This is a genomic window from Oleidesulfovibrio vietnamensis (genome assembly GCF_055388115.1).
Genome location: NZ_AP042419.1, coordinates 2,940,445 through 2,962,627 on the forward strand (window position 1 = coordinate 2,940,445; position 22,183 = coordinate 2,962,627).

General features: G+C 59.1%; 16 protein-coding genes and 1 tRNA gene. 12 read left to right on the forward strand and 5 right to left on the reverse strand.

Going from position 1 to position 22,183, the window contains the following annotated elements:
* Positions 1-87 precede the first annotated feature (87 nt).
* The 9 genes from ACZ5D1_RS13225 (at position 88) to ACZ5D1_RS13265 (ending at position 10,305) form a co-directional block, all read left to right on the forward strand.
* A complete protein-coding gene (locus ACZ5D1_RS13225) occupies positions 88-930 on the forward strand; it encodes a hypothetical protein (protein ID WP_011368792.1) in 843 nt (280 codons plus the stop codon).
* A 166-nt stretch (positions 931-1,096) separates the two neighbouring features.
* The gene (locus ACZ5D1_RS13230; RefSeq protein ID WP_273193201.1) at positions 1,097-1,747 is read left to right on the forward strand and encodes a Crp/Fnr family transcriptional regulator; all 651 of its coding nucleotides are present in this window, start codon (positions 1,097-1,099) and stop codon (positions 1,745-1,747) included.
* A 140-nt stretch (positions 1,748-1,887) separates the two neighbouring features.
* The gene (cooS, locus tag ACZ5D1_RS13235) at positions 1,888-3,765 is read left to right on the forward strand and encodes an anaerobic carbon-monoxide dehydrogenase catalytic subunit (protein WP_273238251.1); all 1,878 of its coding nucleotides are present in this window, start codon (positions 1,888-1,890) and stop codon (positions 3,763-3,765) included.
* Positions 3,766-3,786: 21 nt separating this feature from the next.
* Positions 3,787-4,593: an ATP-binding protein gene (locus tag ACZ5D1_RS13240; protein ID WP_273193194.1), complete on the forward strand. Its 807-nt coding sequence runs from the start codon at positions 3,787-3,789 to the stop codon at positions 4,591-4,593.
* 447 nt (positions 4,594-5,040) lie between these two features.
* Complete coding sequence (locus ACZ5D1_RS13245) at positions 5,041-6,330, forward strand: ATP-binding protein (protein ID WP_011368796.1); 1,290 nt, start codon at positions 5,041-5,043, stop codon at positions 6,328-6,330.
* 193 nt (positions 6,331-6,523) lie between these two features.
* Positions 6,524-7,321: a DUF3100 domain-containing protein gene (locus tag ACZ5D1_RS13250; RefSeq protein ID WP_011368797.1), complete on the forward strand. Its 798-nt coding sequence runs from the start codon at positions 6,524-6,526 to the stop codon at positions 7,319-7,321.
* A 3-nt stretch (positions 7,322-7,324) separates the two neighbouring features.
* Positions 7,325-7,771: a hypothetical protein gene (locus ACZ5D1_RS13255; protein WP_011368798.1), complete on the forward strand. Its 447-nt coding sequence runs from the start codon at positions 7,325-7,327 to the stop codon at positions 7,769-7,771.
* Entirely contained in the window at positions 7,772-8,929 is a 1,158-nt protein-coding gene (locus ACZ5D1_RS13260) for a M20 metallopeptidase family protein (protein ID WP_464555115.1), read from the forward strand. It abuts the gene before it with no gap.
* Positions 8,930-9,072: 143 nt separating this feature from the next.
* The gene (locus ACZ5D1_RS13265; RefSeq protein WP_011368800.1) at positions 9,073-10,305 is read left to right on the forward strand and encodes an L-serine ammonia-lyase, iron-sulfur-dependent, subunit alpha; all 1,233 of its coding nucleotides are present in this window, start codon (positions 9,073-9,075) and stop codon (positions 10,303-10,305) included.
* A gap of 70 nt (positions 10,306-10,375) precedes the next feature.
* On the opposite strand, the gene ACZ5D1_RS13270 is transcribed toward ACZ5D1_RS13265, so the two are convergent.
* The 5 genes from ACZ5D1_RS13270 to cutC all read right to left on the reverse strand — a co-directional run bounded on the left by ACZ5D1_RS13270 (position 10,376) and on the right by cutC (position 17,838).
* A complete protein-coding gene (locus ACZ5D1_RS13270) occupies positions 10,376-11,083 on the reverse strand; it encodes an FkbM family methyltransferase (RefSeq protein ID WP_027182412.1) in 708 nt (235 codons plus the stop codon).
* Positions 11,084-11,131: 48 nt separating this feature from the next.
* Positions 11,132-12,460: a hemolysin family protein gene (locus ACZ5D1_RS13275; protein ID WP_011368802.1), complete on the reverse strand. Its 1,329-nt coding sequence runs from the start codon at positions 12,458-12,460 to the stop codon at positions 11,132-11,134.
* A 207-nt stretch (positions 12,461-12,667) separates the two neighbouring features.
* Positions 12,668-12,744: transfer RNA gene (locus ACZ5D1_RS13280), tRNA-Asp, on the reverse strand.
* Between the two features lie 165 nt (positions 12,745-12,909).
* Complete coding sequence (locus ACZ5D1_RS13285) at positions 12,910-15,219, reverse strand: PAS domain-containing sensor histidine kinase (RefSeq protein ID WP_464555117.1); 2,310 nt, start codon at positions 15,217-15,219, stop codon at positions 12,910-12,912.
* 192 nt (positions 15,220-15,411) lie between these two features.
* Positions 15,412-17,838, reverse strand: coding sequence for a choline trimethylamine-lyase (gene cutC, locus ACZ5D1_RS13290; protein WP_464555119.1), 2,427 nt, complete (start codon positions 17,836-17,838; stop codon positions 15,412-15,414).
* Between the two features lie 259 nt (positions 17,839-18,097).
* Here cutC and ACZ5D1_RS13295 point away from each other — a divergent pair, with 259 nt between their 5' ends.
* The 3 genes from ACZ5D1_RS13295 (at position 18,098) to ACZ5D1_RS13305 (ending at position 22,183) form a co-directional block, all read left to right on the forward strand.
* Complete coding sequence (locus tag ACZ5D1_RS13295) at positions 18,098-19,534, forward strand: sigma-54 dependent transcriptional regulator (RefSeq protein WP_455696044.1); 1,437 nt, start codon at positions 18,098-18,100, stop codon at positions 19,532-19,534.
* A gap of 268 nt (positions 19,535-19,802) precedes the next feature.
* On the forward strand, positions 19,803-21,143 hold the full coding sequence (locus tag ACZ5D1_RS13300) for a KamA family radical SAM protein (RefSeq protein ID WP_011368806.1): 1,341 nt from the start codon (positions 19,803-19,805) through the stop codon (positions 21,141-21,143).
* The gene (locus ACZ5D1_RS13305) at positions 21,134-22,183 is read left to right on the forward strand and encodes a D-alanine--D-alanine ligase family protein (protein WP_011368807.1); all 1,050 of its coding nucleotides are present in this window, start codon (positions 21,134-21,136) and stop codon (positions 22,181-22,183) included. The genes ACZ5D1_RS13300 and ACZ5D1_RS13305 overlap by 10 nt, the downstream gene beginning before the upstream one ends.

The following is a 22,183-nucleotide window of genomic DNA, read 5'->3' on the forward strand; positions in this document are numbered from 1 at the left end:
GGTCAGTCAGCGGTATATCTTTTTTTATTTTTGTAACCCCATTGACACACAAGTGCGCCAGCCAATACATGTGGCATCAAAAAAGCTATGCAACATACCCAATCAGATACAAACAAGCGCTCCGCAGTCGATTTTCTTGTGCTTCCGGCCATCATGGCGGTTCTGACAGCCGAACATTTCAGCATGTACCTTTCCGGCTACATGCTGCACCTGCTGCCGCAGGCCCTTATTGCCCTGACCATAGGGTATGCGTGGCGGCGTCCCGCCACAAGCGTTGCCCGGCTGTTTGCCGTGGTCATCGGCTCCATGCTTGCGGTGGCGGCGCTGGAAGTGACATTCAATCTCTACAAGCGTGTTCCCTTTGATGAACGAGGCCCGCTGACAGCCACTTCCATCATGCTGCTGGCGGCATGCGGCATAACCGCAGCAAAAATCTACAGACGGCGCATGGCGGGAGAACGGTTCAGCATTACGTCGGACAAGCTTATCTGGCTGCTTATGGCCGTGGGGTTTGCCTTTCTGACCGTGGACGAAAAAACGCTCATCCATGAGGGCGTGGACAGAATGATCTACCGCGGCTCCGGCATGCAGCATTCAGCGTTCACCGAGCGGATAGATGACTTCATTGTACTGGGCTATGCCTTTATCGGCATGTTTTCACTGTACTGGTACCGCCGCGAAATTCTGCGCTTCAAAAAAACCATAACGGTGCTGGCAGCAGGCTTTGTGGTCATGGTCATTCACAGCGGGCTGGACATGGCCGGCAGACCGGACTTTGTCATCAATGTGCTGCACATCACCGAAAACGCCACACAGATTGCGCACGGCATAGACATGGCTGAAGAGATTCTTAAACTTACGGCAGAGACCTGTTTTCTTTCCGGCCTCATGCTGGCGCTGAAAGACTGTACCACCGCGGCCCGCAAGTAAACTGCGGCGCCGCCCGCAAAGCGCACACGCCCCGGCTCATGCCGGGGCTTTTTTTTGCCCATCAAGGACAAAGGACAGCGTCGGACGCACAGCAGCCACGCTTGCGCGCGGTTCGCAACGCATGCTACCCCGTTATGTTGTTATAACGAAACTGCGGGGGGGAACCATGAAATTTTCAGAAATCAATCTGCTTGATGAACTGCAGCGGCCGGAACTGACTGAGCTGCGCGGAATATTCACCCGGCGGAGCGTCACCAAAGGTGCGGTTGCCTTCCACCCCGAAACAGATGAAAATCTTGTTTTCGTTATCGCCAGCGGCAGAGTGCGCATTTATCTGGGGTACGAAGAAAAAGAATTCACACTGGGGGTGCTCGAACCGGGCGACCTGTATTCAACGCACGCCGGATGTTACGCGCAGGCGCTGGAAGATTCGACCCTGATGGTGACCGATGTGCAGTCCGTCAAACGCTGCATGAGCGAAATCCCTCTGTTCACACGCACCATGGTGCGCGTGCTCGGCCAGATACTGAACAATTCATTTTCAATCATCGGCAGCCTTGCCTTCAAGGACATCTATACCCGCCTCACGTCGTTTCTGCACAAAGAAGCCCTGCGCACCGGCACCCCGTGTTCCGAAGGCACAGAACTGCGCCTTGCCCTGACCACGGAACAACTTTCTCTGCATATGGGGGCCACCCGCCAGACAGTATCCACCCTGCTCAACAATCTGGTGCGCGAAGGCATCATGGTCAAAAAAGGGCGTTCCGTCTGGGTTATTCCCGATATGGAAGCCCTGCACCGGCAGACACAGCAGTAACAGTTCTTTGTTTCTTTTCTGCACGGGGTGTCAGCCAGCCGACAAACTTTTTTCCGCCCGTATGCCATCATAAGCACCGGCCTCAGACACACACAACGCAGACAGCCGCATGCCGTCTGCTATTTCCGGAGGATACAGGTATGGCAAAAGAACCGCGTCCCGTAGAAGAACTCTCCATCTGGGAAGATGCCAGAGCCATGCTGACCAAAGCACGGGCCGAGGGCATTGAAACGGCACATGAGCGCCTGCAGCAGCAGACACCCCACTGTAAATTCTGCGAACTGGGAGTAAGCTGCCGCAACTGTACCATGGGGCCGTGCAAGATTACCCCCAAAGCGCCGCGCGGCGTCTGCGGAGCCGATGCCGACGTCATTGTGGCCCGCAACTTCGGCCGCTTTGTGGCCGGCGGCTCTGCCGGTCATTCCGACCACGGGCGCGATCTGGTTGAGGTGCTTGAATCCATTGTCGAAGGCAGTACATCCGACTACCGCATCACCGACGAAGCAAAACTGCGGCGCATAGCCGCCGAACTGGGAGTGACCGTGGAAGACCGCAGCACCATGGACATCGCTGCGGAGCTTATCGATATTTTCTACGCCGATTTCGGAAGCCGTAAAAAGGAAGTGGCCTTTTTGTGCAGGGTGCCCGCCAAACGCAGGGAGCTGTGGGACAGACTGGGCATGACCCCCCGGGGCGTGGACCGCGAAATAGCGGAAATGATGCACCGCACCCACATGGGCTGCGACAACGACGCACCCAACACGCTTATCCATGCGGCCCGCACCGCTCTGGCCGACGGCTGGGCCGGTTCCATGATCGGCACCGAGCTTTCCGACGTCATCTTCGGCACACCGCAGCCGTCCATGTCGCATGCCAATCTGGCCGCCATAAAAAAAGATAAAGTGAACATACTGGTCCACGGCCACAATCCCGTGGTTTCGGAAATGATTCTGGCCGCAGCCCGCGAACCCGCACTGATAGCCGAAGCTGAAGCTATGGGGGCGCAGGGCATCAATGTGGCCGGTCTGTGCTGCACCGGCAACGAACTGCTCATGCGGCAGGGCATTCCCATGGCGGGCAACCACCTGATGACGGAACTGGCCATCGTCACCGGAGCGGTGGAAGCGGTGGTGGTTGATTACCAGTGCATAATGCCCAGCCTTGTGCAGATTGCAGGGTGTTATCACACGCTGTTCATCGACACTGCGCAGAAAGCGCGCTTTACCGGAGCGGTTCATTTTGACATCCACCCCCACAACGCTTTGGAGCAGGCCCGCGAAATAGTGCGCATGGCGGTGCAGGCATATGCCCGCCGTGATGCATCGCGCGTGCAGATACCCGGCGAGCCTGTAAACATCATGACAGGCTTTTCCAACGAGGCCGTCATAGCGGCGCTGGGCGGGTCACTGGACCCGCTGGTGCAGGCCATAGCCGCGGGCGACATACGCGGCGCCGTGGGTATTGTAGGCTGCAACAACCCGAAGTTCCAGCAGGACTCCATGAACGTGGGGCTTGCAAAAGAGCTTATCAAAAAAGACATTCTGGTGCTGGTTACCGGCTGCGTGACCACCGCGGCGGGCAAAGCCGGGCTGCTGCTGCCTGAGGCCGCGGAACAGGCCGGACCGGGACTGCGCAAAATCTGCGGCGCACTGGGCATACCCCCTGTGCTGCATTACGGCTCATGCGTTGATAATTCCCGCATTCTGCAGCTGTGCGCGGCACTGGCAAATGCACTTGGCGTAGACATAAGCGACCTGCCCGTCGGGGCTTCGTCTCCGGAATGGTATTCGGAAAAAGCCGCCGCCATCGGCCTGTACGCCGTGGCCAGCGGCATCTACACGCATCTGGGCCACCCGCCGCATATTCTCGGTTCGCAGACAGTCACCGACCTTGCGGTCTCCGGTCTTGAAGACCTTGTGGGGGCTTCGTTCTTCATCGAGCCGGACCCCGTAAAGGCTGCACTGGCATTTGACCTGCGCATACGCGCAAAACGCAAAGCGCTGGGCCTTGGCGAATAACCGGCACGCAGGAGACGGCATATGAAACTGGCATTTGCCGGAAAAGGCGGCGTGGGCAAAACATCGGTCACCGCGTGGACAGCCGACTGGCTGGCCCGCAACGGCCGCGATGTCTGGATGGTTGACGCGGACACCGCGCTTTCGCTGGGACAGGCCTGCGGTGTGGCTGCAGACAGTCTGCCCGAACCGCTGACAGCCAGAAAAGACCTGATAAACCGGCTCATCCACGCGGGGGGCTTTCTTGACCTCAACCCCGACGTAAGCGACCTGCCGCACCAGCTGGCAGTGGACGTGCCTGTTTCCGGCGGACCGCTGTATGCACCGGCTGCCGGCAGAAAGCGGCTGCTGGTCATGGGAGCGGTGACCAATGCGGGCGGGGGGTGTGCCTGCGACGCCAACGCTCTGCTGAAGGCCATGCTGGCGCACCTTGTGATGAAAGAAAACACCTGTGTACTTGTGGACCTGGAAGCCGGAGTGGAACATCTGGGCAGAGGTACGGTGGCACATGTGGACGCTCTTGTGGTGGTCAGCGAACCGAGCCTGCGCAGCCTGCACACGGCGGCGCAGGTGGGCCGCATGGCGGACCAGCTGGGTCTGCGCAGACAGGCGCTGCTGCTTAACAGATACAGCGGGGCAGACCTGCACGACGTTTCCGGACTGCCCGACCTGCCGGGTCTGCCCCCCCTGCGTGCCGCGCTGCCGCCGCTCGCCGGACTCATCGAGCGGCAGCTGCACACCGCAGATGTGCTCGGCCTGCCGGAACAGCAGCTTGTGGACACCACACTGCAGCGGCTCATGGAGCATCTGGGGCTGGACGTCTGCCCCTAGGTCGGCTCAATGCCTGCCCCTAGGTCTGCCCCAATGTCTGCCCCTGACACACAAACGCAGCGCCTCCGGCAACCCGCCGGAGGCGCTCTTTGCCTGCGCCCCCTGCGCGGCGCTACTTCATCCGCCAGCAACCTGCCTGTCTTGTGTCCGGCACCTGTGTGCCCCATCTCCCGCGCCCGTCATGCTCCGGCATCGCGCAACAATGCCTTACGGCAGTTGCACAGAGCGCCCCGCGGCGTTACAAGGTTCGCGCGCTGCACCGCACAGGAGCATGAGCATTTTTTCCCGCTGCGCGGGGTTGACACCCTTGTGCTTCCCGTGCAGAGTTGCCTTGCTTACGGTCATATTTTGGTCATGACCGAAATACACCGCAGTCCGTCCGCGGCCCTGCGCACAACGACGCACACCGCTCAGACGCCGCTGCACCGCATATAAGGCGCCGCATCAATGAGTGAAACCATAGCCCTTATCGGTCCGTCCGACTCTGTAACCGTCATGTACGATTCCGTGACGCGGTTTTTTCCCGACCTGACCTTCAAAACATATGTTCGGGAACTTACGGAAGAGTCGCATCAGGTGCTCGAACAAAGCCAGAGCGAATGCGACGGGCTGCTGTTTGCCGGTATCGGCGTGCAGGAAGCCGCCAAGGCGCGCGGTGTAGTAACCAAACCCCACGCCCATATCGAGCGCGGTGCCTACAGCCTGCTGCGCGCCTACTCCGGCATCCGCAGCAGCGGTATTCCCCATGCGCGCGTCAGTGTCGATGTCATTACCGATACCGTGCTCAACGAAGTCATCCGCGAATATTCCCTGCCCTTCAGCAAAGTATACTCAATGCCCTTTGCGGTCAGATTCCGCGAAGAAGAATACTACGAACGCCACAGACAGCTGCTCGATTCCGGCAAGGCGCAGGCAGCCATGTCCGGCTTCGGCTCTGTGTACCGCCGACTCAAGGAAGAGGGGTATCCCGTTTTCCGCATGCTGCCCAGTTCGCTGCAGATACGCGAAACCACCGAGCGCCTGCTTTCCGACATTGCCACACGCGACCTGCGCTCGGCGGGCATCGCCATACAGATAGTACGCCTGCACCGCAACGACGAACAGTCCGTCAACGAATACGAACATATGAAAGATGAAGGCCGTTTTTTTCTGGAACTGCTTGAATATGTCCGTGCCATTCAGGGCAGTCTGTTCAACTTCGGCAAGCGCGAATATGTGATTTTTGCCACGCGGGGCGTCATTGAAAGCCATGTGCATCTGGATATGTTCACCCGGCTCATGGACTGGGCACGGGGCAACAACATGCTCATATCTTCCGGCATAGGCATAGGCTCCACCGCGTTCGAAGCCGAAAAAACAGCCCGTCTGGCGCTGGCGCACGGCCGCAAGCAACCCCGCGGAGGCGTTTTTCTGGTGCACGGCAACCACATCCGCGGTCCGCTGGGGCAACAGGGCGAGCTGCGCTACCGCACCCGCATCGAAGACACCACCCTGCTGCGCATGGCTGAAAAAATCGGCATCAGCCCCAGCTATGTGGACCGCATACGGGCCGTCATAGACAAAACAGGCAAAAGCACGTTCGATTCCGGCGATCTGGCTGCCTGTCTGGGCATAGGCGAACGCAGTGCGCGCAGGGTGCTGAAAAAATTTGTGGACAGCGGCTACGCCACACTGGTGGGCAAGGAGAACGCACATCAGGTCGGCCGCCCGAAAAATCTCGTGAAAATAGCCATCTGAGTAATGGCTTTTCGCGGACAATTTCGGACACGTTTATGACATGGCCATAATGTCCCGAACCAGTAACAGCAAAAGGGAGTACACACCCGAGGGGAAAAACGCAGTATCGACGGAGGAGGAGCACCGGCCGCGCCACATGACCAGCAGCCGGTGCCGCAAGGCTACAACATTTCGCAAACGCAGGATTACCAACATGTTAGATGCTATCAAGAACGTAAAGATCCATCTGCTCGTTCTGGCGCTGGTTGCCGTTTCCGAGCTGATCGGCATTCTCAAGTTCGAAGTCGGCCCGGGTATGCTGGTGCTCATACCCATGCTGTATGCCGTGTTTATCGGCACATTTCTCGGTCCTAAATTCCTCAAAGTTGTCAACGACAAGGACATGGACCATGCCAGCTCGCTCGTCAGCCTTACGCTGATGCTGCTGATGGCCCGCTACGGCACGCTTGTGGGCCCCAAATTCTTTGAAATACTCAAAGCCGGCCCCGCGCTCATACTGCAGGAGTTCGGCAACATCGGCACGCTGCTCATCGGTATTCCCATTGCCATGTTCCTCGGACTTAAAAGGGAATCCATCGGCGCCGCGCACTCCATCGCCCGCGAACCCAACGTGGCGCTCATAGGCGACATTTACGGACTGAACTCGCCCGAAGGCCGCGGCGTTATGGGCGTATATATCTGCGGTACCGTGTTCGGCACAATATTCTTCGGGCTTACCGCATCGTTCCTCAGCATTTTCAACGTATTCCACCCCTATGCCCTCGCCATGGCTTCGGGTGTGGGTTCCGCCAGCATGATGACCGCCACCGTGGGCAGTCTTTCAGCCATCTACCCCGACATGGCCGAACAGATTCAGGCCTTTGGCGTGGCCAGTAACACGCTCTCCGGTCTGGACGGCGTATACATGTCCATGCTGATAGCCCTGCCCATGTCCAACAAGCTCTACAAAGTACTCTACCGCATTAAATACGGTAAACCCGAGGAGGCGTAACCAATGAGCAAGATTACAGAAGCTGCCATCGTGCTTGCGCTCGTCGGCGTTATAACCCTTGTGGGCAACTGGATAGGCTACGGATTCGGTCTGGCAGAGGCGCTGCCCGGCATGGCCACCCTGTTCGTCATCTGTGTACTGGGTATTCTGGCCAACCGGTTCATCTACAAGCTGCCCACCGTACTGTACGTCATCACCATCGGCATGATTGTAACACTGCCCGGATTTCCCGGCAGTGCAACTGTGGCCGCGTGGGTGTCCAAGGTCAACTTCCTTGCGCTTACCACCCCCATCCTTGCGTACGCAGGCGTAGGCATAGGCAAAGACCTGCCCGCCCTGAAAGAAACAGGATGGCGTATCGTTGTGGTCAGCCTGTTTGTAATGGCAGGAACCTATGTGGGTTCCGCAGCCATCGCCCACGTTGTGCTGAAATATCTTGGAGAGATATAAATGCCTGTGAAGCCGGAAATCGAGGCCCGTTTCGAAGAGCTGAAAAGCATACGCCAGTACCTGCACTCCTGTCCCGAAGTGGGTCTGGAAACAGTGAATACCGCAGCGTTTGTAAAAAAACAGCTGGACGGACTGGGCATCGGATATGAAGACATCGGCGTCAACTCGCTGCTGGCCAAAGTGGAAGGCACTGCTCCCGGCGTGACAGTGGCCTTCCGGGCCGATATGGACGGACTGGAAACCTGCGAAGAAACCGGCCTGCCGTATGCTTCGCAGACCTGTGGCCGCATGCATGCGTGCGGCCACGACGGCCACACCGCCACGCTGCTGGCTTTTGCCGGGTATCTGGCGCAGCACCGCGATTTCAAAGGAACCGTGCTGCTGTTGTTCCAGTCCGGAGAAGAAGGCTACGGCGGAGCGCTGGAAGTCATCAAAGACGGTCTGTTTGAAAAATACAGCATCGACTACATGTTCGGCATGCACAACTGGCCGCCTTACGGCGAAAACCAGATGATCGTGCACAAAGGCACCGCCATGGCCTCCGAAGACCGCTTCGATCTGGTCATACGCGGCAAAAGCGGACACGCCTCCGTTCCGCACGCCTGCAACGAACCTTTCGCCGCAGTGGCCGACTTCATAAAAAACGCGCAGAGCATTGTTGCCCGGCGCATTTCGGCACATGACAAAGGCGTCATAAGCATCACACAGGTACACGGCGGCAGCGCCTGCAACATCATTCCCGACGAAGTGACCATACGCGGCAACGTGCGCACCACCGACCCGCGCGTGCAGGCCCTCATCGAGGAATCGCTGGCACAGCTGGCGCAGGGACTCGAGGTGACCTACGGCGTAAAAGCCGCCTTCACCTACCACCGCAAGCACCCGCCGGTCATCAACTCCACGCCGGATATGGCCATAGCCGCCGCGGCGCGTGTGGTGGGACAGGAAAACGTGCTCACTGAAGAACTGCCCGCCATGGGCAGCGAAGACTACGCCTTTTACATGCAGAAAACCAAAGGGTGTTTTGTATGGATAGGCAACGGCACGGATTCCGCGCTGATACATAACAGCAAGTACGACTTCAACGACAAGATCATTCTTCTGGGAGCTTCGCTGTTTGCGGAGTTGCTGGACGAGGTGCTGTCGGCACAGCCGTAACCTGCACAGTCACACTCAGGGGCTGTCCGGCTGCACGACGCCCCGCGGCGCTGAGCGCCGCAGACAGTGCACGCCGCCGCGGCCCGCGCGGCACGGCGCCGCCGGACAGCCTTTTTTTATATACTGCACACAACGGAGTACATATGGACTCTCTCAAGGAACTCTACAAGGTGGGCAACGGCCCTTCCAGCAGCCACACCATGGGTCCGCAAAAGGCAGCCACAGAGTTTCTGCGGCGCACCCCGCAGGCTGCGCATTACCGTGTCACGCTGCTCGGCAGCCTTGCCGCCACGGGCAAAGGCCACCTGACAGACTGGATCATCAAAAAAACACTGGGTGAAGAACGCACGACCATTGTCTGGAAACCAGAAGAGGTACGTCCCTTCCACACCAACGGCATGGTTTTCGAAGCGCTGGACGCACAGGGGAACGTGCCGGAAGACCCCGCCTCCACCTGGGAAGTGTACAGCGTGGGCGGCGGCACCATAGCCGAACCGGATTCGCTGACACGCGGTGCCGGCAATTTTTACTCGCTGACCACTCTTACGGCCATCATGGGTCACTGCCGTGCGGACAACATAGAGCTGTGGGAGTATGTCGAATCTCAGGAAGGCCCGGGCCTGTGGCCTTTTCTGCAGGACATCTGGCAGGCCATGCAGGACTCCATAGAACGCGGACTGGGCAAAACCGGCCTGCTGCCGGGCGACCTGCGCTACCCGCGCAAAGCCAACGCGTTTTACAAAAAAGCCCGCATCCAGTCCGGCAGACTGCGTTCCACCGGTATGACATTCGCCTATGCACTGGCAGTATCGGAAGAAAACGCCTCCGGCGGGCTGGTGGTTACCGCGCCCACCTGCGGCTCGGCAGGTCTGGTGCCCGCCGTGCTGCGTTCGCTTAAAGAAGATTACAGCCTTGCCGACACAGAAATACTGAAAGCTCTTGCCGTGGGCGGACTGGTCGGCAACCTTGTAAAGGAAAACGCCTCCATATCGGGTGCCGAAGTGGGCTGTCAGGGCGAAGTGGGTACAGCGTGCGCCATGGCCGCGGCCATGACCGCCTATCTGTTCGGCGGTACCCATATGCAGATAGACTACGCCGCGGAAATGGCGCTGGAACACCATCTGGGCATGACCTGTGACCCCGTGGGCGGGTATGTACAGGTGCCCTGTATAGAACGCAACGCGGTTTCGGCCATCAGAGCCATCAACGCAGCGGAATACACGCTGTTCACCGACGGAAACCACCGTATCAGTTTTGATCAGGTGGTGCAGACCATGGGCGAAACCGGCAGAGACCTGAAGTGCGGTTACAGAGAAACTTCACTGGCAGGGCTGGCCAAACACGCCTGCCTGACCAACTGCGGCAGCGGGTGCTGAAACTGCCCGCAGCAGATATATGGCAAACGGCCCGTGCCTTGTGCGCGGGCCGTTCTGCGTGCGCCGTCTGCTAACGTAATGAGCGGTGCATAAACCGCAGCACACCCACTGCGTCACCCCGCGCGACACAGGACGTTTCTTCAAATCCGGACAAAAGCGCCCGTATGCGGGCCAGGTCACGCAGGCTGTGATACTCGATATACAGATGCTTCACGCCATCAAGCCTCGGCCCCAGACTTTCCAGAATTTCAGGCTCGCTCCCCTCGGTATCTATTTTCAGAATATCGGCATGATCTATGCCCAGTTCATCAAAGGCGCGTCCGGCATGACGCACATCCACATGTTCGCGCACCCAGCCTTCACCCTGAGGTCCGGTGACGCTGTGCAGCGAGCTCTGTCCTGCTTTGCGGGTATTAAGATTGAACAATTCCCTGCCGTCGTGGTCAGACAGGGCCACAGCATGCAGCCGCACTTCCGGGCATCCGGCCAGATTGCGCCGCAGGGCGCCGCACAACGCGGCAGAAGGTTCAAAGCAATGAATCACAGCGCCCTTGATATTCAGGTGCATGTACAGGGCAAAAAGCCCGACATTGGCCCCCACATCCACAATGACCGGCTTTCGGAAAACGCCTTTGAGACCTGTCAGCGGATATTCGTTGCGCAGAAAGATATCGCCCGCCAGAAAGGATTCTCCGGCGGGAACCGTAAGCCGCAGAACGTGTTCCCTGTACCTGCAGGTCACCTGTGTGAACTGCGGCAGCATGTCCGGTTGCTGCATTGCACCTCCGTGATCAACAGTTGAAGCCGTAAACCGCAGTGCGGCGCATCAGCGCCCGTCCGGACCAGCCGCAGACGGCTGCGAAGCCTCGTAACCGGAAATCCTGCTGGCCAGCACCTTGTCGATGCGCTTGCCGTCAAGATCCACAACTTCCAGCTGCCAGCCCTGCCACTCCGCCACATCACCTGTACGCGGCAACCGGCCGAAAAGCCACATCATCATGCCGCTCAAGGTATGATAGCGGACTTTTGCCTCGTCGGGCACGGTTTTGAGGTCAAGCCTGTCCTTCAGTTCCGGCACAGGGATAAGCCCGTCCAGCAGCCACGAACCGTCGTCACGCTGCACAGCCCACATTTCGTCCGGATCGCGCGGGCGGAACTTCCCTGTGAGCGCTTCCAGCAGGTCCTGCAACGTGATCAGACCGGAAATATCACCGTATTCATCAACCACAAAAACCATCTGCACACCGGATTCCCGGAACTGTTCAAGCAGCTTCATGCCCGTCAGCGACTCCGGCACATACACAGCCGGCAGCAGATATCCGGTCAGTTTTTCTGCCGGTTCGTTTTTCAGCCGCTGCTTGAGCAGACGCTTGGCACTGATGACGCCCAGCACCTCGTGCAGACCGCCGCGGCATACCGGAAAGCGGGAATGATCAGAGGCCACCACTGTGTCCAGAAACCCGTCAAGCGGCTGCGTGATATCCAGAAACACAATATCGCTGCGCGGAGTCATCAGCGAAGGAATCTGCCTGTCGTCAAGACGAAAGACATTACGCACCATATCATGCTCGTGTTTTTCGATGACACCCGCCTGTGAACCTTCCGTCAGTATGGCGTGGATGTCCTCCTCGGTCAGGTTGGCGCTGCTCAGTTCAGTTTTGCCCACCAGCCGCAGCAGGGCATCAGTGGAAACAGAAAGCAGATACACAAACGGACGCGACAGACAGGCCAGCAGGGCTATGGGTCTGGCCATGCTGCGCGCTATGCCTTCGGCATTGAACTGCGCTATGCGTTTGGGCACCAGTTCGCCCGCCACAATGGAAAAATAGGTGATGCCCGCCACCACAACTGTGGTTGCCACGGCCGAGCTTGTCCCGCTTTCCAGACCGGCATTCTGCAGCATCAGGGCAAGAGGCCCGGCCAGTGCGGCTTCTCCCACTATGCCGTTCAGTATGCCTATGGCCGTTATGCCTATCTGCACAGTGGAAAGAAACTGGGTAGGCTCTTCACCCAGCCGGATGGCCACGGCTGCGGAACGGTCACCTTCTTCCGCCATTTTTTGCAGACGGCTTCTGCGGGCGGTGACAAGGGCTATCTCGGACATGGCAAAAACGCCGTTAAGAAGTATCAGGGCAACAAGAATGGCAATATCCACGCGTGTTCTCCTTTGTGCCGCCTGCCCAGACAGCGTGCCCGGCAAGGCAGACGGATATCATGCGGCCGCAGGGACTGCACGTGACGACACACGACCGTGCCCGCAACATAATGCCCTGCATAAGAAAAACAAGTCCCGCACGGGGAAAGAGAAGTCCGCGCAACAAAAAAAAGCCCTGATGTGATTACATCAGGGCTTTACTTGCAGTGGCGGAGCGGACGGGACTCGAACCCGCGGCCTCCGGCGTGACAGGCCGGCGTTATAACCGACTTAACTACCGCTCCGCATTGTCGGGAGTTTTCTCCCGCGTGGGAAAGGACATTTAGCGGACAGGGCGTTCCCCGTCAAGCTGTTTTTTGCCCTCCGGCAAACTTTCGCATAATTTTGCAACCGGCCGCAGGGCAGCTACGACACTGCCCCTGCCGCACAGGCAAGAGCCGATGCGCCGTTCAGCACAATGCGGGCAGGCTGATGACGAATTCCGCGCCGCGCTGCGGGCCGCTGTTCAGATGTATCGTGCCCTGATGCTGTTTGATGATGAGATAGCTTACATACAGCCCCAGCCCCGTGCCTTCGCCCACCGGTTTTGTGGTGTAAAAAGGCTCAAAGCAACGCCGCGCCGCCTCTTCGCTCATTCCCGGACCGTTATCGCACACGCGTATCTCCACCCGCCCTTCAGGCTGCAGGCTGGTACGCAGCAGCAGTTCGGGTGCCGCATGTCCGGCCTGTTCACTCAGGGCCTGACTGCTGTTGCGCACAAGGTTCAGAAAAACCTGCTGCAGGTCCTGCACGCTGCACCACACCTGCGGCACATTCTCCGCAAAATCATACCGCACGCGCACCCGTTTTATGTCATATTTACGCTTCATGTCGTAATCCGTTTCTGCCAGCACCACGGCCTGCCGGATTACATCGTGGATATCGGCGCAGCTGCGCGGAGATTTTTCCGTGCGGGAAAAAGCCAGCATATTGCTGACTATCCGCGCCGCCCGCGAACAACTGTGCCGGATATCTTCCATAAAGGCGTATATGCCCCGCCGGTCCAGATATGTCTGCATGGCGTACAAATCCAGCCCCAGTTCACCGGCGGTATGCAGATTGGCCGGCAGACCGGTACCCATACGCCGCAGGCAGTTCTGTGCCGCCTGCGCAATGGCTCCCAGCGGATTGTTGATTTCATGCGCCATACCCGCCGCCAGACCGGCAACGGACAGCATCTTTTCAGACTGGATCATCATTTCCCGCAGCCGTACCCGCGATGTCACATCGTCCAGACGCAGCGCATATCCGCCGCCTCCGCCTTCCTTCAACGGATACATGGTCACGTCCCAGTGGCGGACAACGCCGTCATGCTCCCAGGCTGCATCTTCCAGATGCGCACACTCCGGCCCGTCCTGCACGCTGCCCAGCAGATTGCGCACAAAGGCAGGCCAGGCAAACAACCCGTCCAGTTCCCTGCCCGCCGCCTGCGCAGCGCTGATGCCCGTCAGCGATTCCGCGGCATGATTCCATCGGGTCACCCTGCCTGCGGTGTCCACAGCCACAAGCACCGACGGCATAACATCAATGAGTTCCTGCAGCAGAGACGTCACCGTGGCCAGTTCCGCCTCTGTGCGCTTGCGCTGCGTAATATCCTGAAACATCACGCACAGCACTTCGCTTCCGGCACGGAAAGCATGCACCTCAAAAGCTCCGGAAATGACATCGTCGGCGTAATCCAGCTGTTCGGAATGCCACGGAATACCGGTACGCATGACATTCGCGTATTCCGCAGGCACCACGGCGGGGTCGAGTTCAGGCAGCATTTCCAGCAGTTCCTGCCCGGCATACTCCGCCACCGTTATGCCCAGCATGGCTTCCGATGCGGGATTACCATGCAGAAAAGTAAAACGGCCGTCCTGATACTGCCACAGGAACACCCCCAGAGGCGACCTGTCGATTACCTGCTGAAGGCGTTCACTGTACAGGGCAAGCTCCCGGCGGGCCGCTGCCAGTTCGGTAATATCCTCAAACGTGGAAAAGACTTCCGCCGGAACGCTGCCGCCGCCGGTGAAAAGCGGTGTGGCACTGACCACCAGCCACCGCTGGGCTCCGGTTGTCTGGTGGCGGATGCCCATTACCCGGCCGGACACCGGACGTCCCGTACGCAGCGCAACCATGGAAGGATGAGCGCTGCCCGGCAACGGACTTCCGTCAACATCCACCGCCTGCCAGCTTCCGGAATGGCTGTCCATGCCGCGCATGGCATCGCTTCCGAGCCCCAGCAGACGTTCGGCAGCAGCGTTGGCGCATACAATGCTTCCCGTTCTGTCCTGAAAGACAACTCCCTGCGCCATGGTGTCGTACACAATGCGGTACCTTTCGTCTTCACGCCGCGGCGCACAGGGTGCCCCCACACCGGCCTGCGCATTTTCCGCAGACGGCTCCTTTTTTCCGGTGTCCGTGCGCCCCCGCAGCAGCACTGCCCGCCGTCCGCGCCACTGTACTGTCAGCGCGTCGGCACAACAAAGCCTGCCGCACACCGTAAGCCCCGTAAGATGCTGCCATCCGGCCGCCAGCGCAGGCGGTATTCCCTGCACCGCAGCAGTCTCTGCCGCATAAAGCCCGCACCACACGGCCCCCTGCTGATTTGTCCACAGCATATGCCCGCTGTCCGCGGCAACTATCAGCAGCGGGTCATCCAGACCTGCCAGCAGCAGTTCATCAGCCACAGGGCAGCCTGTATACTCTTTCATCCCTTCCGAAACACTGTTCATCATGCAGACTCCGCACCCCCGTCACACAAAGCGGGGCAAACATACTGAGCCACCATAGCATGCCGCGGCGCGATACCCTACCTGTATACAAGGTATACTCTGCGCCTGCACAAAAACAAGGAAAGGGCCGCCCGTCGCGCGGCGGCCCTCACATACATACAAATCAATGATTTCCGGTCAATGCGGCCTGCCACGTCAGTGAAGCGCCGTCCGGCTGATTATCTCGTCCTGCACCTCTTTGCACAGCTCCACAAAAAAAGCGCTGTAGCCGGCAACACGCACCATAAGATCACGGTATTGTTCCGGATGACGCTGAGCATCGCGCAGCATGTTGTCATCAACATAGTTGAACTGCATCTGTCCGTTGCCCAGCACTGAGGCCGTTTTCAGCAGAGAAACAAGTCCCGCGCGTCCTTCCTGTGTTTCCAGACATCCGTGCACCAGTTTAAAATTATGTGCCATGCCCAGACTCATGGACTCCACATTCAGCCTGCCCACGGACTTTATGATGGCCGTGGGCCCCTTGCGGTCCGCCCCCTGCGAAGGACTCATGCCGTCGGAAAGCGGTGCACCGGCTGCGCGTCCGTCAGGGGTTGCTCCCACCATTTCGCCCAGCGGCGTATTGAACGACTGCGACAAGGTGCCGTGAATCAGACGGGCGTACAGTGTCTTGAACCCGTTGATCGTCTTTTCCGTGTAATCAATGATGTCGCGGGCTATGCCGTCGGCGTACTCATCATCGTTGCCGTATTTGGGCGCGTTACGGCAGTCCCGGCGCATCTGTTCAAAGCCGGCCCAGTCAGCATCCAGAGCCTGCTTCATTTCAGCCATGGTGTATCTGGCCTCGTCAAAGACAAGCCTGCGCACTGCGGCCATGCTGTCCGCGTAGGTTCCCAGACCGGCAAATATGGTTCCCGGTCCTTCGTACAGCACCGCGCCGCCGGCGGTGACATCTTTGCCCGTCTGCATGCATCCGTCCACAAACAGCGACATGTACGGCGTGGGCATCAGGTCACGCACCAGTTTCTGGTTGATAACCGTTCCGCGCGCCGTCATTTCCATTATGTAGTCAAGCTGTGTTTTCACGGCAGCCTCAAACTGGGTATAGCTTGTAAACCCTGCAGGGTCGCCGGTATCCGGCGCAACGCGTCTGCCGTACGAACGCAGCACGCCTCTGTTGAACACCAGTTCGACTGCCACCGGCCACTGGGTAAAACCGCCCGCTGTCCACTGATGTATGCGCCCCGACTTCTGGGGTTCCACACAGCCCATCAGGCAATAATCGCGCGCATCGTCAAAGTCGAACCCCTTGCGGAGCATCATCCTGATATGGGCATCGTCAAAATGGCATGCGGGCATACCCGTACCCGCCCGCACGACATCCGCTATTTTTTCAAGGTATTCCTGCGGTGACTGGTTGTGAATGCGGCAGGCAAGCGAGGGCTGGTACACCCCGACGCTGCGCACCGCATCCATGAGCAGCAGTGTCAGATCGTTGGTGGCATCACCGCCTTCACGCTTCTGCCCGCCCACACACATGTTGATAAAAGGCATGTATCCTGCAAAATATCTGGCGGTGGCTCCGGGAGTATACCAGATCATCTCAGAGCATTTTATGATGAAACACCCTGTCAGTTCAAAAGCCTGCTCTCTGGTCAGTGTCCCGTTACGGATGCCGGCCTCGTAGCAGGGGTATACATACTGGTCGAACCGTCCCAGTGAAGTGCTGCACTGGTTTTCTTCCAGCAGAAACAGCGACTGGATTGTCCAGACTGCCTGCAGGGCTTCATGAAAGGTTGCGGGCGGGTTGGCCGGCACTCTGGTGTTAACCTCGGCAATGGCAAGCAGTTCCTCCCTGCGGGCGGGATTTTGTTCCGCAGCGGCCAGCTGACGCGCATGCGCCGCCACCCGGCCCGCATACAGCAAAACGCCTTCACAGATGATAACCGCCGCCCGGTAGAAATCAGCCCCGCTGCTGTCTCCGGCATTTTCCGCATCCAGTCTTTCAAGATGCGCCTCGGCCTCGGCCTTCAGTCCGTTAATACCTTTGGTAAAAAGGATAATATCGTATCCGGGGCTGGTATCACCGCCGCCGCTGGTATGATGGTAGCTGAGGTCGCTGATTCCGGCCTCGGCGCAAAACTCCCACAGACCTTCCCGGCGGAAGGCGTCCTCGCAGACTTCATCAAGCGAGCGCCCCTCCCAGAAAGGAAACAGCTCCTCACGCATGATTTTCTTGTCGGCTTCGCTTATCATGTACGGGTCCTGCGGGCGTGTGCCTATGGTATCCAGTTCGTCCCGCAGCCACTTCCACGCCGTATCCGGTGAAAAAGCACCCGCGCGCGGCGCTCCGCAGGGGTGCCCCACAATCAGTTCGTCGTCCTGAATAAGCACGGGGGCGGTTTCGCAGGCACGCCGGAATCCCATGGCGCGGCGCAGCACCGGCGGCAGGTCGGGATACGCCTTTTCAATTTCGGTGTAGGCCATGGCGCGGCCTATGGTGATGCTCGGCTTCGCTTCAAGATAAGCGGCTTTCAACCGTCGCAGCCGTGCTGAAAGAGGCAGCCCGGCAGCCTGCCGCCGTCCGGTGTCGTCATGATACGAGTGTGTCACTGCATTCATTCCTGTCTTCCTTTTGCTGGTGTGTTCAAGGCAGAAAAAACAGCGGCCGGCATGCCGCCTGCACCGTCACGCAAACACCCCTGACATAAACCGGACAGGCCGTAATACTGAACCCCTTCCCCTTACGGGAGGGTTGCTTTTTTTTACTGCGGCCGCAGCGGCACCCCCCTTGCAAAACACCTGTAAAAAGCGCATTGGTTGAAAAATTTTCCGGGCATGCCCGCTTCACCTGCAACCCCCGCCCCCGGCGCCGCTTTTTATGCAGCACTATCTTGTGGCCACAGACAATCAGCCTGCAGCCAAGGCCATCACACGCAGTTTTTCCTCTCAGGCGGAACTGACTGTGGTGCACAGTCCTCAGGAACTTCATGCCGCACTGGGCAGACGCATTCCCGATGTTCTTTTCGCCGATGTTTCATGGCTGGACCGTTCGCCGGAGCGCACTCTGGACACCATACGCACCGCGCTGCGCGCACTGTGGGCCATAGCGCCCAATCTGGAAGTCATCGTGCTGGCCGGACAGGAAAACATACGCGAAGCCGTCAAATCGGTCCGGGCCGGTGCGGACAACTATCTGACGTACCCCGTTTCGGCAGAAGAAGCCGCCTATGTGCTTGAGAGCCTGCGCGAATCCCGCATGATGCAGACAGAGCTTGAGTATCTGCGCTCGTCGGCCGACGGCAAAACGCGTATTCCGCTGGAACAGGTGCACAGTACGGTCATGCAGACTGTGTTCGACAAAGTGCGGCGGGTGGCCGCGACAGACACAACCATACTGCTGCAGGGCGAAACCGGCACGGGCAAGGGGGTGCTGGCAAAGCTCATCCACGCCCGCAGCAACCGGTCCAAAGGTCCCTTCATGGGCGTGCACTGCGGTGCCATTCCCGAAACGCTGGTGGAAAGCGAACTGTTCGGCCATGAAAAAGGCGCCTTTACCGGAGCCAGCAAGCGCAAGCCCGGGCGCTTTGAGGTGGCCGCCAAGGGAACCATATTTCTGGACGAAATAGGCACCATATCACTGCCGACACAGGTGCGGCTGCTGCAGGTGCTGCAGGACAAAGTGTTCCAGCGGGTGGGCGGCGTGAACGACATTCCCATGGAAGCCCGCATTGTGGCCGCCAGCAACGTTGATCTGGAAGAACTGGTAAAAAAAGGACAGTTCCGTGCCGACCTGCTGTTCCGGCTCAACGTTTTTCCCATCAGAGTGCCCGCCCTGCGCGAGCGGCGCGAAGATATCCCCCTGCTGGCCGAGACTTTTCTGCAACGGCTGCGGCAGCGGCAGATGAAAAAAATTCAGGGCATCCACCCCGAAGTGCTGGCAGCTTTTCAGAACTACGCATGGCCCGGTAACATACGCGAACTGGAAAACCTGATGGAACGGGCCTATATTCTGGAAACCTCCCACATGCTCTCGCCCGATAACTTTCCGCAGGACCTGTTTGCAGGCGGCGCCCCGCTGGCCAACGTCTCGCTGGACCTTTCACTGCCCCTTGCCGCTGTGCGCAATCAGGCCAAAGAACAGGCCCAGCGCCGCTACATTGAAGAGCTGATAGCCGAATGCAGGGGCAGAATAAACCTGACAGCGGAACGCGCGGGCATAACCACCCGCCAGCTGAGAAAACTGCTCACCCGCTACGGCATCGACAAATCCGTGTACAAGCAGTCCAAAAGCGGAACTTCAGGTACCCAAAAATAAAAAACGGAACCGGACGTTCCGTTCTGTGATTCCGGCCTGTCACAAGGCCGGAACGCAACTGCCCGCCTGTTTTTCGCATTGCGCGCCTGCGCAACCGGAACAACATGTTCCGCCCCTGCTACAGCCACAGGCAACCTTACTCCATGATATCAGCATGATAAGCAATACATGCCATAATGGCATGGCAGTTGCTATCCGCGGCTCATTGCGCACGCTGTGCACACGCCAGCGCGCGGTAACCACTACAAGCAGAATCATGGAGAAAACGGTGACACTCAGCACTGCAGAACTTGAACAGGCACCCGCAGAGCCTCCTTCTCTAACGACGGCACTTTCCCGCGGCACGGCACAGGCTCCCTCGGCCCATGATGCCGCGTCTTTTTCCCGTACCCAGAACACCGCGTCCGGCTTTGTGCTGAGCGCCCGTTCCGATGCCTTCCGCAGGCGTTTTTACCCCGAAGTCAGCCAGAAGACATGGTCTGACTGGCACTGGCAGTACGCCAACCGCATCACCTCGCTCGGCGTGCTGGGCACCATGCTTGGGCTTTCCGAAGAAGAAGCCGGTGCCGGCACGGGGCTTGCCGCGCTGCCGCTGGCAGTCACCCCTTATTATGCGGCCCAGTTTGACCCGCACAATCCCGCACATCCCCTGCGGCGCACCATGGTGCCCACAGTGGAGGAATGGTCGCTGAACCCCGGCGAGTCCGCAGACCCGCTGGGTGAAGACAGCCACAGCCCGGTGCCCGGTCTTGTGCACAGATATCCTGACCGTGTGCTCTTTCTTGCCACGGATTCCTGCTCGGCCTACTGCCGTTACTGCACCCGCTCGCGCCGCGTGGGCAAGCCCTGCGCCGGCAGCGCCTCGCGCAGACGCTGGCCCGCAGCCATCGAATACATAGAAAATCACCCCGAAGTGCGCGATGTGCTCATCTCCGGCGGCGACCCGCTGACCATGACGGACAGTGCACTCAACCACCTGCTGTCACAGTTGCGCCGTATTCCGCATGTGGAATTCATCCGCATAGGAACCAAGGCGCCCATCGTCATGCCGCAGCGCATCACGCCTGCGCTTGTCCGCATGCTGCGCCGGTATCACCCGCTGTTCATGAGCATCCACTGCACGCACCCCGACGAACTGACGCCGGAAGCGTCTCAGGCGCTCAACCGGCTGGCCGATGGCGGTATTCCGCTGGGCAGCCAGACAGTGCTGCTCAAGGGCATAAACGATAACGTGCCCACCATGACAGCTCTTATGCAGGGTCTGCTCAAAAACCGCGTGCGCCCGTACTACCTGTATCATTGCGATCCGGTACAGGGTTCGGCGCATTTCCGCACGCCCATATACAAAGGCGTGGAGATAATCCGCGGCATGCGCGGCTTTACCACCGGCTATGCCGTGCCCACCTATGTGGTGGACGCTCCCGGCGGGGGCGGCAAAATTCCGCTGATGCCCGATTATGTTCAGGGATACGACGGCGAAGAGCTTGTCATGCGCAACTATGAAGGCGGCCTGTACCGCTCGTATGACCCCGCGGTGCCCCTTGCCGCACACAACGTGCACAACGCCGGCCCCGCAGGCTGCGCAGACGGAGACATGCCGTGCTTGTAGGCATTACATACGACCTGAAAGAAGAGTATCTCGCACGGGGCTATTCGGAAGAAGAAGCAGCTGAGTTCGACAGCCCCGCCACCATTGAGGGCATAGAAACCGCACTGCAGGCTCTGGGATACGAGACGCAGCGCATCGGGGCGCTTCCCGCGCTGGCCGCTGCCCTGCTGCAGGGACGCCGCTGGGATATCGTCTTCAACATTGCCGAAGGTTGTCACGGGTTCGGGCGCGAAAGTCAGGTGCCTGCCCTGCTTGACTACTACAGCGTGCCCTATGTGTTTTCCGACCCCATGACGCTGGGTATCTGCCTGCATAAAGGCATGACCAAGCATATCGTGCGCGACAACGGCATTCCCACCGCAGATTTTGTGGTGATCAGCGATCCCGCCGAAGCCGCGGCAGTGAGTCTGCCCTATCCGCTGTTTGTCAAGCCCGTGGCCGAAGGCACCGGCATAGGGGTGGGGGCTGCATCAAAGGTGCAGAACCCGCAGGAACTGGCCGCCGCCTGCGCCCGGCTCATCGACCGCCACAGACAGCCCGTGCTGGTGGAAACGTTTCTGTGCGGCCGTGAACTGACCGTGGGTATCACCGGTACCGGAGCAGGAGCCAGAACACTGGGCGCTCTGGAGGTGGTATTTGCTCCGGCAGCCGAATCGGATGTGTACGGATATGTGAACAAAGCCGAGTATCTGGAGCGCGTGCAGTATCATCTGGCCGATGATGCCGATGCGCAGAAGGCCCGCCATGTGGCACTGGCAGCGTGGCGTGCGCTGGGCTGCCGCGACGGCGGACGCGTTGACCTGCGCTTTGACGCCCGCGGCGTGCCCAATTTCATTGAAGTGAATCCTCTGGCGGGCCTGAATCCTGTGAATTCTGACCTGCCCATCATGTGCTACAAGGCCGGACTGCGCTACGAGCAGCTTATCGGACAGATAATGGAGTCGGCGGTGGAACGTCTGAAAACGGACACAGGCCAGCGTTTTGTGCCTGCCGTAACGGCGGCGGCATACACCGGACATACGGGGACGGTGGCGGAATAA